Origin of the sequence: Geodermatophilus amargosae, assembly GCF_041028265.1 — a bacterium.
Taxonomy (GTDB): Bacteria; Actinomycetota; Actinomycetes; order Mycobacteriales; family Geodermatophilaceae; genus Geodermatophilus; species Geodermatophilus amargosae_A.
The window spans coordinates 314,918-330,943 of sequence record NZ_JABGCW010000009.1 but is presented as its reverse complement, the minus strand read 5'-3'; the positions used below and the strand labels follow the sequence as shown (position 1 = coordinate 330,943).

Annotated in this window: 13 protein-coding genes; 6 read left to right on the top strand and 7 right to left on the bottom strand. The window is 78.0% G+C overall.

What is annotated here, in order from left to right:
- Window positions 1–119: 119 nt before the first annotated feature.
- On the top strand, window positions 120–3,557 hold the full coding sequence (locus HLV61_RS12915; RefSeq protein ID WP_369255981.1) for a DUF6923 family protein: 3,438 nt from the start codon (window positions 120–122) through the stop codon (window positions 3,555–3,557).
- Between the two features lie 53 nt (window positions 3,558–3,610).
- Here the strand turns inward: HLV61_RS12915 and HLV61_RS12910 are convergent, their stop codons facing one another.
- Genes HLV61_RS12910 through HLV61_RS12895 form a run of 4 tightly spaced genes read right to left on the bottom strand, consistent with a single transcriptional unit; the run spans window position 3,611 to window position 6,498 of the window.
- The gene (locus HLV61_RS12910) at window positions 3,611–4,387 is read right to left on the bottom strand and encodes an anti-sigma factor (protein WP_369255979.1); all 777 of its coding nucleotides are present in this window, start codon (window positions 4,385–4,387) and stop codon (window positions 3,611–3,613) included.
- Window positions 4,368–4,967, bottom strand: coding sequence for an RNA polymerase sigma factor (locus HLV61_RS12905; RefSeq protein WP_369255977.1), 600 nt, complete (start codon window positions 4,965–4,967; stop codon window positions 4,368–4,370). Before HLV61_RS12905 ends, HLV61_RS12910 begins: the two co-directional genes overlap by 20 nt.
- 50 nt (window positions 4,968–5,017) lie before the next feature.
- Entirely contained in the window at window positions 5,018–5,659 is a 642-nt protein-coding gene (locus tag HLV61_RS12900; protein WP_369255975.1) for a class F sortase, read from the bottom strand.
- Between the two features lie 14 nt (window positions 5,660–5,673).
- Window positions 5,674–6,498, bottom strand: coding sequence for a DUF4397 domain-containing protein (locus tag HLV61_RS12895; protein ID WP_369255973.1), 825 nt, complete (start codon window positions 6,496–6,498; stop codon window positions 5,674–5,676).
- 158 nt (window positions 6,499–6,656) lie between these two features.
- Here HLV61_RS12895 and HLV61_RS12890 point away from each other — a divergent pair, with 158 nt between their 5' ends.
- Together HLV61_RS12890 and HLV61_RS12885 are read left to right on the top strand one after the other, a co-directional pair.
- Window positions 6,657–7,118, top strand: coding sequence for a DUF309 domain-containing protein (locus tag HLV61_RS12890; protein ID WP_369255971.1), 462 nt, complete (start codon window positions 6,657–6,659; stop codon window positions 7,116–7,118).
- A gap of 30 nt (window positions 7,119–7,148) precedes the next feature.
- Window positions 7,149–7,586 (top strand): SRPBCC domain-containing protein, encoded by a 438-nt coding sequence (locus HLV61_RS12885; RefSeq protein ID WP_369255969.1) that lies wholly within the window; start codon window positions 7,149–7,151, stop codon window positions 7,584–7,586.
- Window positions 7,587–7,619: 33 nt separating this feature from the next.
- Here HLV61_RS12885 and HLV61_RS12880 read toward each other — a convergent pair whose 3' ends face one another.
- Both HLV61_RS12880 and HLV61_RS12875 read right to left on the bottom strand, forming a co-directional pair.
- Window positions 7,620–10,814 (bottom strand): BTAD domain-containing putative transcriptional regulator, encoded by a 3,195-nt coding sequence (locus HLV61_RS12880; RefSeq protein ID WP_369255967.1) that lies wholly within the window; start codon window positions 10,812–10,814, stop codon window positions 7,620–7,622.
- 37 nt (window positions 10,815–10,851) lie between these two features.
- Complete coding sequence (locus HLV61_RS12875; protein ID WP_369255965.1) at window positions 10,852–11,742, bottom strand: CPBP family glutamic-type intramembrane protease; 891 nt, start codon at window positions 11,740–11,742, stop codon at window positions 10,852–10,854.
- A 132-nt stretch (window positions 11,743–11,874) separates the two neighbouring features.
- Here HLV61_RS12875 and HLV61_RS12870 point away from each other — a divergent pair, with 132 nt between their 5' ends.
- From HLV61_RS12870 to HLV61_RS12860, 3 genes are all read left to right on the top strand, one after another.
- Window positions 11,875–12,261, top strand: coding sequence for a hypothetical protein (locus HLV61_RS12870; protein WP_369255963.1), 387 nt, complete (start codon window positions 11,875–11,877; stop codon window positions 12,259–12,261).
- A 35-nt stretch (window positions 12,262–12,296) separates the two neighbouring features.
- Window positions 12,297–13,787 carry an NAD-dependent malic enzyme gene (locus HLV61_RS12865; protein ID WP_369255961.1) on the top strand — a complete coding sequence of 497 codons (1,491 nt, stop codon included), beginning with the start codon at window positions 12,297–12,299 and terminating at the stop codon, window positions 13,785–13,787.
- Between the two features lie 118 nt (window positions 13,788–13,905).
- Window positions 13,906–14,760: an Fpg/Nei family DNA glycosylase gene (locus HLV61_RS12860; protein WP_369255959.1), complete on the top strand. Its 855-nt coding sequence runs from the start codon at window positions 13,906–13,908 to the stop codon at window positions 14,758–14,760.
- Between the two features lie 12 nt (window positions 14,761–14,772).
- Here HLV61_RS12860 and HLV61_RS12855 read toward each other — a convergent pair whose 3' ends face one another.
- Complete coding sequence (locus HLV61_RS12855; RefSeq protein ID WP_369255957.1) at window positions 14,773–15,981, bottom strand: MBL fold metallo-hydrolase; 1,209 nt, start codon at window positions 15,979–15,981, stop codon at window positions 14,773–14,775.
- Window positions 15,982–16,026: the final 45 nt, after the last annotated feature.

The window sequence follows — 16,026 nt, the reverse complement described above, 5'->3', positions numbered from 1 at the left end:
GTCGACTCGTGACCTGCGCAGATGCGGTCACCGACCTTTCTCGGCGCAGCCGTCCCATCCGGCTCAACCGCCCCACGGGCCCACCCGAAAGGGGGAGCGTCGATCCTGGAGGAGAGTCCGTGCTGCGTCGCCCCGCCCGTCCGTCCCCACGCCCCGGCCGGGGAGCCCGCGGGCTCGTCGCCGCCGGGGCCGCCCTGGCCGTCGCCGCTGCCGGCGCCGGCACGACCGGCGTCGCGCTGGCGGCGTCGACCGCGCCGGCCGTGCCGACGGTGTTCATCACCCAGCTGATCTCCGGGGACGGCGGCACCACGCTGCGCCACGCGGTGCAGTCGCGGCTGGCCAACGCCGGTGCGGGCGGTGTGCAGATCGTCTCGATCGGCACGGCGGCGTCCAGCACCTACAACGCGGTGGGTTACCGGACCGTCGACGACGACCTCTACGGGATCGCCGCGACCAGCAACGTGCTGGTGCAGGTGCACTCCGCCGATGGCGCCATGACCTCGCTGGGTGCCGTCACCGGCCTGCCCGTCCCGTCGGCCGGTTCCTACGCCGCCGGAGCCTTCGGAGCAGGCGACGACGCCGACGTCCTCTTCGTCAAGGCGAACTCGGCGACCAGCGACGTGTACGCCGTCGACGTCGCCACGCGGACGGTGATCCGGACCATCGACCCGTCCCAGGACTTCAACGCCATCGACCTGACCTGGTCGGACGGGTTCCTCTGGGGCGTCGAGGTGACCACGTCGGGCAAGACGCTGATCCGTCTCGACGTCTCCGACGGCACGGTCACCCGGATCGCCACCGGCTCGGTCTTCCCCGCGACGGACCCCAACAGCACCTCCAGCGGGTACGGCGCGGCCTGGACGTACGGCAACGGCAACCTCGCCTTCTCCAACAACGGCACCGGCGCGATCACCCAGGTACGCGTCCAGGACGCGACGGCGCCGATGCCGACGCTCGCCCGGGTCTCGACCATCACCGGGCCCTCGACCACCAGCAACGACGGCGCCACCTCGCCGTCCTCGCCGGCGAACCTGGAGCTGACGGTCACCCCGCCCGCCCCCGCGGCGCCGCACAGCCCGATCACCTGGGAGGTCGTCGTCACCAACGACGGGCCCGGCGGGTCCTCCGGCGGCGTCTTCCAGTTCGACGTCCCGGCCGGCGTGACCGACGTGGACGTCCCGGACGGCTGCACGCTCACCGGCGCCCACGTCCAGTGCGTGTCCGGGCAGCTGCCGGACGGCACGTCCGACACCTACGCCTTCAGCGGGACCTCCCCGGCCGCGGCCACGGTCGGCTCGTCGTCGGTGATCACGGTGATCGGCAACGAGCTCGACACCACGGAGGCCACCGCCTCCCTCGTCGTCGCCCCGGCCGCCCGGACCCTCAGCTCGACCGGTCCCGGCCCGGTCCCGCAGTCGGTGGCCTCCGGTGTCCCGGCCGGCGGCACCGCGACCCTGCTCGACGGGAACGGCGGCCCCGTCGCCACCCTCCCGCTCCCGGGGACGGGCACCTACGCCGTGTCCGGTTCCTCGTTCACCTTCACCCCCGACAACGGCTGGACGGGCACGGCACCGGCCGTGGCCTTCCGCCTGACCGCGACCGACGGCAGCACCGGCACCGGTACCTACACCGCCACCGTGACCCCGCCGGCCGCCCCGGTGGCGGGCGACCGCACGACCACGGGCGTCGGCACCGCGCCGCAGTCGACGACGGTGACCCCGGCCCCGGCCGGCGGCTCGCTCACGCTGCTCGACGGCAGCACCCCGGTGAGCACCCTGACGGTCACCGGCGGCACCTACGCGCTCGACGCCGCCACCGCGACCATCACCTTCACCCCGGACCTCGGCTACACCGGCTCCCCGGCGCCGGCCACCTACCGCGTCCGTGACGCCTACGCGCAGCAGGCGACGGGCACCCACCGGCCCACCGTCACCGCACCGGCCGCTCCCTCGGCGTCGCCGGCCACCTCCACCGGCGTGGGCACCGACCCCCAGTCCCCGGCGACGGCCGTGACCGTGCCGGACGGCGGCTCGGTGACCCTGCTCGACGGCAGCACCCCGGTGACCACCCTGACCGTGCCGGACGAGGGCACCCACGCCCTCGACGCCGCCACCGGCGTCCTGACCTTCACCCCCGTCCTCGGCTTCTCGGGCACCGCCACCGCGGTGCACCACCGGGTGACCGACGCCTACGGCCAGAGCGACGAGAGCACCTACACCGCCACGGTGACGGCGCCGTCGGGTCCGGCCGCCCCGCCGCGGACGAGCACCGGTGTGGGCACGGCGGCCCAGGGCGCCACGGTGACCGTCCCCGCCTCCGGCGCGGTGACCCTGCTCGACGCCGACGGTGACCCGGTGACCTCGCTGACCGTCGCCGGCCAGGGCGGCTACGTCCTCGACCCGGCCACCGGTGCGATCACCTTCACCCCCGTCCTCGGGTTCTCCGGTCCGGCGACCGCGGTGGACTACCGGGTGACCGACGCCTACGGCACCTCCGCCGAGGGCGAGTACGCGCCCACGGTGACCAGGCCGGCGGCGCCGGTCGTCCCCGACCGGGCGACCTCGGGACCGGCGGCCTCGCCGCAGGGGACGACCGTGACCCTGCCGGCCGGCGGCACGCTGGTGCTGCTCGACGACGGCACGCCGCGGACCTCCCTGACGGTGGCCGGCCAGGGCACCTACGAGGTGGTCGGCGCCGACCGCGTGCGGTTCACGCCCGTCGTCGGCTTCTCCGGTCCGGCGACGCCGGTGACCACCCGGGTGACCGACGCCTACGGCCAGGCGGTCACGGCCACCTGGACGGCGACCGTCGTGCCGCCGGCCGCGCCGCCCGCGCCGGCGGTGACCTCGTCCGGCACCGGCACGCAGGCGCACACGGTCGGCCTCCCGGTCCCGGCCGGTGGCGCGGTGACCCTGCTCGACGGCAGCACCCCCGTGAGCACGCTGACCGTGCCGGGGGAGGGCACCTACACGCTGGACCCGGCCACCGGCGTCGTCACCTTCGCCCCGGCCGTCGGCTTCTCCGGCACCGCCCGGGGGGTGGCCTACCGGGTCACCGACGTCTACGGGCAGACCGCCACCGGCACCGCCGTCCCGACGGTGGCCAAGCCGTCGGCCCCGACCGTGTCGCGGCTGAGCACGGCCGGGCAGGCCGGGGTGGCGCAGCGCGCCACGGCGATCCCGGTGCCCGCGGGCGGCAGCGTCACGTTGGTCGACGCCTCCGGTGCCGCGGCCGACACCGTCGTCGTGGCCGGCCAGGGCACCTACAGCCTCGACCGGGGCACCGGCGTGGTCACCTTCACCCCGGAGCCGGGCTTCAGCGGCGAGGCCGCCCCGGTGACGTACCGGGTGGCCGACGCCTACGGCCAGGTGGTGGAGGGCAGCTACGGCGCCAGCGTCGAGGCGGCCCCGGCCGCGCCGGCACCGGCGGCGGCGGGTCTCGCCTCCACCGGCACGGACGCCCTGCCGCTGCTGGTCCTCGCCGGGTTCCTCGTGGTCGGCGGCGCGGTCCTGGTCGTCGTCGGCCGGCAGCGGGGCCGGGCGGAGGAGCTCGCCTGACCTGAGCCGCACGGCACGGCGGCCCGGCCCACGGGGGGCCGGGCCGCCGTCCGTCAGGTGTCGAGCTGCCCGCGGGCCACCGAGACGCCGGAGTGGGCCGGGTCCCCGTCGAGCGGCTCCACGGAGACGTCGACCACCGGGTACTCGCCGAGGTCGAGGCCGGCGGGCAGCACGAACTCCTCGGTGCCGGCGCGGACGACGCCGAGCGGGATGAGCCCGGACACCGACTCGTCGAGCAGCCACGCCTCGTAGTAGCCCTCCGACGGGGCGCCCGCGGTGAGCTCCACCTGCAGCACCCGCGTGCCGTCGGCGCGCTCGACCACCTCGGCGCGGCCCGAGGCGTCGCTGCCCTCCAGCGGGTCGAGCACGGTCGCGGCCACGGGGACGCCGCCGTCGTCGCGGTTCGCGAGCGCCACCGCACCGGCGCCGACGCCGAGCCCGACGACGAGTGCCGCCGCGGCGGCGAGCAGCAGCCGCGACCGGCGCGGCCGCAGCGGGACCACCGGCGCCAAGGGCGCAGCGGGGGGCAGCGCCTCCGGGACGACGTCGGGCACGGGGCCGGCGGCCGGCGCGGACGCCGCGACGACGTCCGCCCGCGGTGCCGCGGACACCCCGGTGGCCGCCGCGATCCCGGCCCACAGCCCCGGCGGCGGCGCGACCGGCGGCCCGGGCACGGCGAGCTCCGGCACGGCCAGCGCGTCGACGACCCGGCGCAGCCGAGCCACCTCGCCGCGGCAGCGTCCGCAGCCCTCCAGGTGCGCGGTCCGGTCGTCGGGGAGCGGCTCGCGCAGCGCCGCGAGGCCGAGGTCCTCAGGCGTGCAGTGCGGCACCGTCCACCTCCAACCGGTCGCGCAGGCGCTCCAGGGTGCGCCGGATGTGGCTCTTGACCGTCCCCAGCGGCAGGCCGGTGCGCTCGGCGATCTGCGTGTGCGTGAGGTCGGCGAAGAAGGCGAGCTCGATGATGCCGCGCTGGGGCTGGCCGAGGCGGTCCAGCTCGCCGAGCAGCAGCACGCGGTCGGCGACGGCGGTGTCGAACGGGGCGGGGCCGCGGGCGGGCGCGGCGCTCAGCTCGGCGACGGCGGCCTCGGTGGCCCGGCGCTGCCGGTCGCGGCGGGCCCAGGTGTCGGCGATCTTGTGCCGGCAGACGCCGGTCAGCCACGCGGGCAGCGGACCCTGCTCGGGCCGGTAGCCGGCGCGGCCGGTCCAGGCGGAGACGAACACCTGCTGCGTGACGTCCTCCGCATCGGGGCCGGGTCCGAACGCGCGGACCGCCATGCCGTGCACCTGCGCCGCCCAGCGCTCGTAGGCCCAGGCCAGCGCCTGCTCGTCGCCGGCGGCGAAGCGGCGGCCGACCTCGGCGTCGTCGGGCCCGGCCGGGCCCGCGGGCGCGGGCTCGGCCTCGGTGGTCACCCGCTCGACCCTATGCCGTCGGGCAGCCGTCCGCGGCGGCAGCAGGTCGGTCACCGGGCCGGCTCCGCGACCACGACGACGTTGTCGCGGTAGCCGCCGACGTCGGGGAGGAACGGTCCGCCACAGGTGACCAGCGTCAGCCGGGGCGGCCCCGTCCGCCCGAACAGCAGGTCCACCGGCAGCGCCCGCTTGTCCAGCAGCTCGCGCGAGACCACCCGCCAGCGGGTGGTCTCGCCGGCGGCGTCGGTGACCAGGAACTCCTGCCCCGGCTCGGCCTCCCGCAGCGGGGCGAGCGCGCCGAGGCCCTGCTCGGCGTCGTCGACGTGGCCGGCGAGGACCGCCGACCCGGGAGCGCCCGGCGCGGGCCCGAAGCGGTACCAGCCGGCCCTCCCCACGTCGTCCGGCAGCGCCATCTGCCCGTCGGGGCGGACGCCGGCCTGCTCCAGCGGCGCGTCGACGCCCAGCGCCGGGACCTCCAGCCGCACCGGGGGGACGACGTCGGGCACGGGGAGCGGTGCGGCGTCGCGGACGGGTACGCCCGGAACGGGCGGAGCGCTCGGCGGAGCCGGTGCGGTGAGCACCTGCTCGACCGGCGCGCCCGCCGCCGCCGGCGGCCGGGTCAGCGCCCACGTCGTGGGCACGCCCACGGCGAGGGCGAGGCCCAGGGCCATGCCGGCAACGGCGGGTCGCACGTCCGGTCCTCCGGTCAGCCGCGGGTGGTGGCCAGCCGGCGCGCGGCCACGCCGGCACCGAGCAGCCCGAGCGCGGACAGGCCGATCAGCGGCAGCGGCAGGGCGGTGTCGGCAGCGGAGTCGGCCAGGCCGGCGGTGCCGCCGGGGACCCCGGACGGCGCCGAGTGCGCGCCGCTGATGGTCTGCACGGCCAGCTCGTAGCCCGAGGCCTCCGAGCCCCACGCGTAGACGATCGTCGTGGCGCCCTCGGTCACGGCGAGGTCGGCCGGGCCGATCGCGACCGTGGTGGTGCCGGCGACGACGACGTCGGCGCTGACCGTGCCGGCCGGCACCTCGAGCGCCGCCTCGTCCGGGTTGGTCAGGCCGGGCACGATGACCTGGCCGCCGGCGCGGACGTCGACCGCCGGTGCCGCCGCGGTGTGCCGCACCACGACCCGGCCCTGGCCCGCGGGGACCGCGGAGGTGTCGTTGACGAACGGCGTGAGCGCGGGCTGGCCGTCGGCGCTCAGGTGGGCGACCACCGTGGCGTTCGCGCCCGCGGGGACCGCCACGCCGTCGGCCGACAGCAGCGGCGTGCCGGAGCCGTCGGGGGCGTCGGCGGGGAACAGCGCCAGGTCGTAGGAGCCGGCCGGCAGCGACAGCGGGTCGGTGAGGGTGCCGGGCCGGAAGTCGTCGATCAGCCGCTCGCCGTTGGCGTACACGTCGACCGGGGTGTCCGGGACGGCGTGCAGCACGGAGACGGTGGCGGTGTCGGCAGCCGAGGCCGGTGCGACACCGAGCGCGAGCAGCGCGCCGGTGCCGGCGACGGTGGCGATGCCGAGGGTGCGGGTCCGGGTCACGGGGACCTCCGGGTCTAGGGGGTGCTGACACGACCTCTTCCGCCGTCCCCGCAGGTCCGGATGCAGCCCCGTCGGAGCCATCAGCGCTACGAAGGCCCCCTCGGTCCCGCGGGGACGCGCGCCGCGCCGTCGTCCGGGTTCCGCGGGAGGATCCCCGGGTGGTGTCCCCCCGCGACCGCGACGCCGGGGGGCGGGCCCGCAACGCCCGTCCCCGCGACGCCCTCGGGCGCCCGTTGCCGCGCGGCGCCGTGGGCGAGGAGCGGGCGCCGGAGGGGCTGCCGCGCACGCCGGACGAGGCGATCGCCGAGGCGCAGCGGCTGCTCGACGCCGGTCGCCCGTTCCACGCGCACGAGGTGCTCGAGGACGCCTGGAAGGCGGCGCCCGAGGAGGAGCGGCAGCTGTGGCGGGGGCTGGCGCAGCTCGCCGTCGGCCTCACCCACGCCGCCCGGGGCAACGACCGCGGCGCCGTCCGGCTGGTCGAGCGGGGCGCGGGCAACGTGGCGCCCTACGCGGCGGCACCGCCGCACGGGGTCGACGTCGCCGGGCTGGTGGAGTGGGCGCGCCGGCCGCTCGCCCCCGACCGCCCGTTCCGGCTGCGCGGCGCTGGCCCGGCCCGCTGAGCGCGGGCAGACTCGGCGCGGGAGGTCCCCATGAGGAGCTACGAGGCGACGGTCCGGATCGACGCGAGCCCGGAGGAGGTCTGGCGCGACCTGGTCGACGTCGGCTCCTGGCGCGACTGGGACTCCGGCGTCGACCGGGTCGAGGGCCGCGTCGCGCTGGGGGAGCGGCTGACGCTCTACGCCACGATGATCCGCAGCCGCCCGTTCACCGTGACCGTCACCGAGCTCCGGCCGCGCGAGGCGATGCGCTGGCGCGGCGGGCTGCCGCTGGGCCTGGCGGTCATCGAGCGCACGTACCAGCTCGACCCGCAGGACGACGGCGGCACGGTGCTCACCGTGCGCGAGGACCAGACCGGCCCGCTGGCGTGGGTGACCGAGCGCTCCACGCCGGACCTCAACCCGTCGTTCCGCCAGTTCTGCGCCGGCGTCAAGGCGCGCGCCGAGGGCCGCGCCCGCGCCTCCGGCTGACGCCCGTGCGCGTCCGCGGAAGTGCACGGGGCCTCAGCGGCAGCGGCCGAGCAGCGTGCGGGCGCGGTCGGCGAAGGGCGTGAAGCCGAAGGTCTCGCAGATCTCCAGCGCCCGCCGCAGCTCCGCCTCCGCGCCGGGCCGGCCGAGCAGCCCGAGCACGCCGCCGCGGTAGAGCGCGGTCGGCCCGAGGACCGTCGTGCCGGCCCACAGCACCACCACGGTGTCCCCGTACCCCTCCAGGGCCGGCAGCAGCGGCGCGGCCAGGTCGCGGTCGCCGAGCTCCAGGGCGGTGTCGGCGAGCAGCACGGTCTGCACCGGCTCGCGCACGCCGTGCGCGGGGAGGGCGAGCCACCGCTCCACGACGGCTCGCGCCTGCTCCCGCCGGCCGGCCTGGGCGTGCGCCAGCGCCAGGATCGCCAGCCAGTTGGCGTCGACGGTCGCGGCGAGGTCGACGATCTCGGGCACCAGGGAGCCCATCCGGCGGTCGTGCCAGGCGGCGATGCCCTCGATCGTCTGCCGCGACGTCCGGGTGACGTCGGCGGCGGCCGGGGAGGTGGTCGGGGCCTCGCGGACGGCGGCGTCGGCCAGCCGGCGCGCCTCGACGGCGTCGCCGCGGGCCAGCGCCGTCCCCGCCGACCACCAGGCGTCCAGCTGCAGCAGGTCGCCGTCGCCCCGGCGGGTGGCCAGCTCGGTGAACCGTCGGGAGACCGCCGCCGCCTCCTCGGGCTGCACCGTCTCGGTGAGCGCGCAGCGCAGCAGGTGCAGCGCGGTGGCCTCGGCGGCGGGGTCGCCGGCCGACTCGCGCAACAGCGCCCGGGCCAGCTCCACCCGGCGGGCGGCGTGCGCCGGCGTCCAGTCGGCCACGAACCGGGCGACCCGGGCCCGCGGCCGCGCGGACGGGACGCTCCCCGCCGCGGCCAGCGCGCGGTCGGCGAGCTCGCGGCCGCCCGCCTCGCCCGCGGAGGCGCGCTGCACCGCCAGCGCGGCCAGCACCGCGGACGCCAGCTCCGGGGGCAGCGCGTCGGCGCCCGCGGCGGCCTCCTCCAGCAGCGCGACGTCGGTGGCCGCCGGCGCGCCGACCGAGGCCCAGTAGCCGCCGAGCCCGCCGCCGGCCGAGGCGACGGCGGCCCGGGCCAGCCGGGCGGGGTCGCCGAGGTCGCGGGCGAGGTCCGCCGACGCCCGCAGCGCCGCGCCGCTGCGCTCGAGCAGGCCCAGCCTCCGCAGCGCCCGGCCGCGCACCAGGTGCAGGTCGGCGGCCAGCGCCTCCTCCCCGGGCGGCACGTGCCCCAGCCCGCGGTCGGCGAGCGCGGCGGCCTCCTCGACGCCGGCCCGGTCGAGCGCCTCGCGGGCGGCGCGCAGGCAGGCGCGGGCGGCAGCCGGGTCCGGCCCGCCCGCCGCGGCCTCGCTGCGGTGCACGGCGATGGCGCCGGCCGCGGTCGCCGCCGCCGGCCCGGCCGCCAGGACGTCGGCCACCCGGCCGTGCACGCGGGCGCGCTCGACCGGGCCGAGGTCGGCCAGCAGCACCTCGCGGACCAGGTCGTGGGCCACCCGCACCCGGCCCGGGGACGTCTCGACCAGCAGGCCCGCGCCCAGCGCCGTCGTCACCCCGCCGCCGTCGCCGGGCACGACGGCGGCCAGCAGGCCGGCCGGCACGTCCCGGCCGGCGACCGCGGCCGCGGCGAGCACGTCCCGGGCGGACGCCGGAAGGCCGGCCAGCCGCAGACGGACGACGTCGCGGACCCCGGCCGGCACTCCCTCCCCGGCCGACGGCGGCAGCGCGGCGAGCTCGGTGACGAAGAACGGGTTGCCGCCGGTGCGCTCGGCCAGCGTGGCGGCGACCGCGCCGGCGGGCGGACCGCCGCGCAGCTCCGCGACCAGGTCGGCGACCTCGCCGGCCGCCAGCCCGGCCAGCCGCAGCCGGCGCGCTCCCGGCAGCCGGGCGGCCAGGCCGAGCACGCGGGTGAGCACCGGGTCGGCGGTGGCCTCCTCGCGGCAGGTCACCGCCAGCAGCAGGCGGCTCCCGTGCAGCTGGGAGAGGACCACCTCGAGGACGTGCAGCGAGTCGCCGTCGGCCCACTGCAGGTCGTCGAGGACGACGAGCAGCGGCTGCTCGGCGGCGAGGGCGTACAGCCGGCGTGCGGTGTCCAGGCCGAGGGCGAAGCGGGCGCCGGTGTCGGCGCCGAGCGCCGCCTCGGGCAACCCGCCGAGCACCTGCTGCCACGGCCAGTACGGCGGCGCGCCGCCGATCTCGGCGCAGCGCCCCCAGCGGACGGCGGCCCCGGCGCGGGCGGCGAACGCCTCGACCAGCCGGGTCTTGCCGATGCCCGGCTCCCCGGTGACCACGACGGCGGTGCCGCGTCCGGCGCCCGCCGCCGCCCAGGCGCCCGCCAGCGCGGCCAGCTCCTCCGGACGGCCCACGAACCCGTCCCCGGCCGGCAGCTCCCGGGCGACCGGCGCCGGGGTCCGCGCCGGGACGGTCAGCGCGGCGTCCTGGCGCAGGACGGCGGCCTCGAGGTGGCGCAGCTCGGCCGAGGGGTCCAGGCCCAGCTCGTCGGCGACCCGCTCGCGGGTGCGGCGCAGCACGTCGAGCGCGTCGGCCTGGCGGCCGGCCCGGTACAGCGCGCGGGCCAGCAGCGCGGCGGTGTGCTCGCGCAGCGGGGCGACGGCGGCGGCCGCGGTGAGGTCGGGGACGAGCTCGGCGCCCGCCCCGAGCGCCAGCCGCGCCTCGGCCAGCCGCTCGACGGCGACCAGCCGCAGCTCCTCCAGCCGCGCGACCACCGGGACGACGTCCTCGACGTCGGCGACGTCGGCGTAGGGCCGGTCCTGCCAGCGGGCCAGCGCCTCGGTCAGCAGCCGGGCGGCCGCGCCGTCGTCCGCGGCCGTGCCGGCGGTGACGAGGTCGGCGAAGGCGTGCGCGTCGACGGCGGTGCGCGGCAGCACCAGGGCGTAGCCGTCGCCGCGGGTCACCAGGACGGTGGCGTCGCGGGCGCCGCGGCCGGGGTCGAGCAGCCGGCGCAGGCGGCTGACGTGACCCTGCAGCGTCGTCGTCGCCGTGGCCGGCGGGGCGCCGCGCCAGAGGCGGTCGGCCAGCCCAGCGGCCGGCACCGGGCGGCCCTCGGCGGCAGCCAGCAACGCCAGGACCTCGGCGGGCCGGCGCCCGCCGAGGTCCAGGTCGACGCCGTCGCGCAGCAGCCGCGTCGGCCCGAGCACGTCCAGCCGCAGGTCCACGGCGACGGAGGGTAGGTGCTCGGCGCGCTCCCGGGGGTCAGCCGGCCACCGTGCCGCCATCGGGCGAACGGCGCAGGGGAGCGATCCGCCACCAGGCGAGCGCGGTGAGCAGCAGCGTGACGGCGCCCATGAGGCCGGTCTCCGTGGAGAACCACTCGGTGGGCCCGCTGTCGGCGGTCAGCGGCGCGAGCACGTGGTAGAGCAGCGCGTTGAGCACCGCGTGCGCCAGCACGCCCGGCCAGATCCCCCAGCGCAGCTGCATCGAGGCGAGCACGGCGCCCAGCGAGGTGGTGCCCACGGTGAGGCACAGCAGCGCGAACGGCACCGGGACGCCGGCCGGTGAGCCGCCGAGGAAGAGCACCAGCGGCCAGTGGAACATCGACCAGGCCAGTCCGCTGACCAGGACGACGGTGCGCGGGCCGGCGACCTCGGCGAGGCGCTGCACCAGGAGGCCGCGCCAGCCGACGTCCTCGGCGAGCGCGAGGACGACGTAGGGCAGGACCAGCACGGTGAGCCCCAGCGCGACCGTCGGCGTGAGCCCGTCGGAGGCGACGCCGGCCAGCCCGGTGGCCCACAGCAGGCCCCCGGCGGCCAGCGTCGGCAGCAGGCCCCAGAGCCAGGCGGTCCCGAGGCTGCGCCACGACGTCCGGCGGAAGCCCCAGCCCGGCCGGCGCAGCGTCCCCGCGGTGACCAGCCGGGCCACGACCGCGGCCAGCAGCGGGATCAGCGCCTGGCCGAACAGCAGCGCCTGGACCAGCGGCGGCGCCTGGTCGACGTGTGCGACGTCGGCGTCGGCCGCGGACGCGACCGAGGTGGTGACGGTGAGCAGGCCAGCGGTGGTGCCGAGGAAGACGGCGACCTCCCGCCACGGTGACGGGCGGACCGCGGGTGCGGCCGGCGGGGCGGACAGGGACGGGGTGGCGGTCATGGCGGGCGGCTCCTCGCGGGATGCGTTCTCGGACGGCGCCCACCGTCGGAGCCGGTCCTGGTCGGCCGCTGGTCGACGACTGGCGCGGCGGTGACCAGCCGCCGACCAGCGCGCGGGCGCACCGTGCGGGGCATGGAGCCGCGAGACCCCGTCCCCCCGCCCGGCCGCCCCGCCGCCGAGGCGGTGACGGTCCCGCCGGGCACGCCGGCGCGCCGCCTCGTCGCCCGCGGCGCCGACGTGGTGCTGGTGGTCGTGGCCGGCTGCCCGCTGGTGGCGCTCGGCGCCGCGCCCGCGCGGCCGCGGCCGCCGGGCTCGTCGGTCGTCTGCCCGCGGGGCGTGCCGTGGTCGGTGGCCGGGACCGACGCCGAGGCGCGGCTGGTCGTCGTCGCCGTCCCGGCCGGGCCGCAGGCCACCCTGGCCACGCTGCTGGGCCCGCCTCCGCTCGACGGCGCCGCGCTGGTGGCGGCCGCGGCCGACGGCGGGCTGGAGGTCGTGCTGGGACCGATCGCGGGCACCTGAGCGCGGCGCGGGCCCGGCGGTGACACGATCGCCGTGTGACCAGTGACACAGCTGCGGACCCCACCGCCCTGGGCGAGCCGACCGGCGTCCCGCGCGGGCCGGTCACCTCGGCGTCCTACTCGATCACCGTCCGGCTCTCCGCCGACGGCGACCCGGCGAGCATCGGCCGGATCGCGACCGCGGTGGGCTCGGCCGGTGGCGCGGTGACCGCCATCGACGTCGTCGAGTCCCGGCCCGACGGGCTGACCGTCGACGTCACCTGCTCGGCCGCCGACGCCCCGCACTCCGACGAGGTCGTCGACGCGCTGCGCGCCGTGCCGGGCGTGGCCGTCCGCAAGGTCAGCGACCGCACCTTCCTGCTGCACCTGGGCGGCAAGCTCGAGGTGGCCTCCAAGGTGCCGCTCAAGACCCGCGACGACCTGTCGATGGCCTACACGCCCGGCGTGGCGCGGGTCTGCCTGGCGCTGGCCGAGCACCCCGAGGACGTGCGCCGGCTGACCATCAAGGGCAACACGGTCGCCGTCGTCACCGACGGGTCGGCCGTCCTCGGCCTCGGCGACCTCGGGCCGGGCGCGGCGCTGCCGGTGATGGAGGGCAAGGCCGCGCTGTTCAAGCGGTTCGCCGACATCGACGCCTGGCCGATCTGCCTGGACACCCAGGACGTCGACGAGATCGTGCGCACCGTGGAGCTCATCGCGCCCGGCTTCGGCGGCATCAACCTCGAGGACATCGCCGCGCCGCGGTGCTTCGAGATCGAGGCGCGGCTGCGCGAGCGGCTCGACGTGCCGGTCTTCCACGACGACCAGCACGGGACGGCGATCGTGGCGCTGGCGGCGCTGCGCAACGCCCTGCGCGTGGTGGACAAGCAGCTGCCCGACGTGCGGATCGTCGTCGCCGGAGCCGGTGCGGCGGGGACGGCGATCGTGCACCTGCTCGTGGAGGCCGGGGCCGGGCAGGTGCTCGTGTGGGACCGCGAGGGCATCCTCTCGCCCGACGACGAGCGGCTCTCCCCGGCCAAGGCCGAGCTCGCGCGGCGCACCAACCCCGCGTGCGTGCGCGGCGAGCTGCCCGACGCGCTGGCCGGCGCCGACGTCTTCATCGGGGTGAGCGCCGGCAACGTGCTGCCCGTCGAGGCACTGGCGGCCATGGCCGACGACGCGGTGGTCTTCCCGATGGCCAACCCGACGCCGGAGGTCGACCCGGTGCGCGCCCGGCAGCACGCCGCCGTCGTCGCCTCGGGCCGGTCGGACCTGCCCAACCAGATCAACAACGTGCTGGCCTTCCCCGGCGTCTTCCGGGGGCTGCTCGACGCCCGCGCCCGCGAGATCAGCGACGGGATGCTGCTGGCGGCGGCCGACGCGCTGGCCGCGATCGTCCGCGACGACCAGCTCAACGCCAACTACATCATCCCGAGCGTCTTCGACCCCGCCGTCACGCAGGCCGTGGCCGCAGCGGTCGCCGAGCAGGCGCGCGCCGAGCCCGGCGCCACGGCCGAGGTCACCGACCGCACCAGCTTCGGCGGCTGATGGGGGACCCCGTCCTCCCCACCCCTCGCGGGCTCGGGGCGGCGCCCTGGACGGGGCCGCGCGGAAGTGCACACGAACGGGGACGACGGCGGGCGGCTGCGGCGGGGATCATGGCCCCGTGCCCGAGTTGCCCGAGGTGGAGGCGCTGGTGGCGTTCCTCCGCGAGAACGCCGTCGGCCGGGTGGTCGCGCGCGCCGACCTGACCGCCCTGCAGGCGCTCAAGACCTTCGACCCGCCGCTGTCGGCGCTGGCCGGCCTCGAGGTCACCGGTGTCACCCGGCACGGCAAGTTCCTCGACCTCGACGTCTCGGGCCTGCACCTGGTCGTCCACCTGGCCCGCGCGGGGTGGCTGCACTGGCGCACCGGACTGCCCGCGGCTCCGCCCAAGCCGGGCAAGGGTCCCCTCGCCCTGCGCGTGCACCTCGATGACGGCAACGGCTTCGACCTCACCGAGCAGGGCACCCGCAAGAGCCTCGCCGTCTACCTGGTGCACTCGCCGTCGGAGGTCCCCGGCATCGGCCGGCTGGGCCCCGACGCGCTGCTGGTCGACCGCGAGCAGTTCGCCGCGCTGCTGGCCGGCCGGCACGGGCAGGTCAAGGGCGCGCTGACCGACCAGACGGTCCTCGCCGGCATCGGCAACGCCTACTCCGACGAGATCCTGCACACCGCGCGGCTCTCGCCGTTCAAGATGGCCGACAAGCTCACCGACGACGAGGTCGTCCGCCTCTACGACGCGATGCGGTCCACGCTCACCGACGCGCTCGACCGCCAGGTGGGGCAGCGGGCGGCGACGCTCAAGGGCGAGAAGCGGTCGGGCCTGCAGGTGCACGCGCGCACCGGCCTGCCGTGCCCGGTCTGCGGCGACACGGTGCGCGAGGTCAGCTTCGCCGACACCTCGCTGCAGTACTGCCCGACCTGCCAGACCGGCGGCAGACCGCTCGCCGACCGGCGGATGAGCAAGCTCCTGCGCTGAGCGGGGGACCGCTCAGTCGACCGCGCGCCTGGAGGGGAACCAGGTCGCGGCCCGGGCGGTGACGGCGCTGCCCAGACCGGCGTCGTCGCCCTCCGGCGCGGCCGACCCGACAGCGCTCCACCAGTCCTCCAGCGGTGGCGGGACCAGGACGTCGACCCGCTGGCCCGGCCGCGGCACGAGGACCTCCACCCCCGAGCGCCCGGCGGCGGCCAGCAGCCGCTGCACCGGCTCGGCCCAGCGGTGGAAGGCCAGGTTGAACGTGGCCCAGTGCACCGGCAGCAGCGCCCGGCCGCCGAGGTCGCCGTGCGCGCGCACCGCCTCCTCGGGGTCCATGTGGATGTGCTTCCACGCCTCGTTGTAGGCACCGATCGGCATGAGCGTGAGGTCGAAGGGGCCCAGCCGGGCACCGATGCCGGCGAACGCCGGGGTGTAGCCGGTGTCGCCGCCGAAGAAGACGCGGTGCCGGGGGCCGGCCACCACCCACGACGACCACAGCGTCGTGTCCCGGGTCAGGTAGCGCCCGGAGAAGTGCCGCGCCTCGGTGCAGGTGATCGTGAGCCCGCCGACCGTCGTCGCGCCGTCCCAGTCCAGCTCGACGACCCGATCCTCCGGCACGCCCCAGTGCCGCAGGTGCACGCCCACGCCCAGCGGGACGACGAACGGCGCGTCCTGCTGCTCGACCAGCGCCTGCACGGTGGGCAGGTCCAGGTGGTCGTAGTGGTCGTGCGACACGAGGACCACGTCGACCTGCGGCAGGGTCTCCACCGGCGCCGGCGGCTCGTGCAGCCGGGTCGGCCCGAACACCGGCGACGGCGAGACGCGGTACCCCCACACCGGGTCCACCAGCACCCGGGCGCCGTCGACCTCCAGCAGTGCGCTGGAGTGCCCGAACCAGGTGACGGCGAGGTCGCCGGCCTCGGCCGGGATCTCGGGGCGGACCAGCGGCACCGGGCGGGCCGGGAGCCCGACGTGCCGGTCGTCGTGCCACTGCCGCAGCAGGCCGCGGCGGGCGTTGGGCGGCGGCAGGCTCGGCGTGGGCAGCGTGTTCCGGAACCGGCCGTCCGACCACTGCGGCGAGCCGGCCACCGTCGGGCGGATCTCCCGCCGGCCGGCGCCGATGGCCGTGGGCAGGCCCCAGGCGGCACGGGCGAGGAAGCCCACGGGCAGGGCGAGGGCGGCAGCGGTCAGGGCGGTGCGACGGCGGGACGGCACGACGTCCATGCTCCCAGCCCGGCGCGGGCGGGCGCCGCGACCCGTGTCACCGCC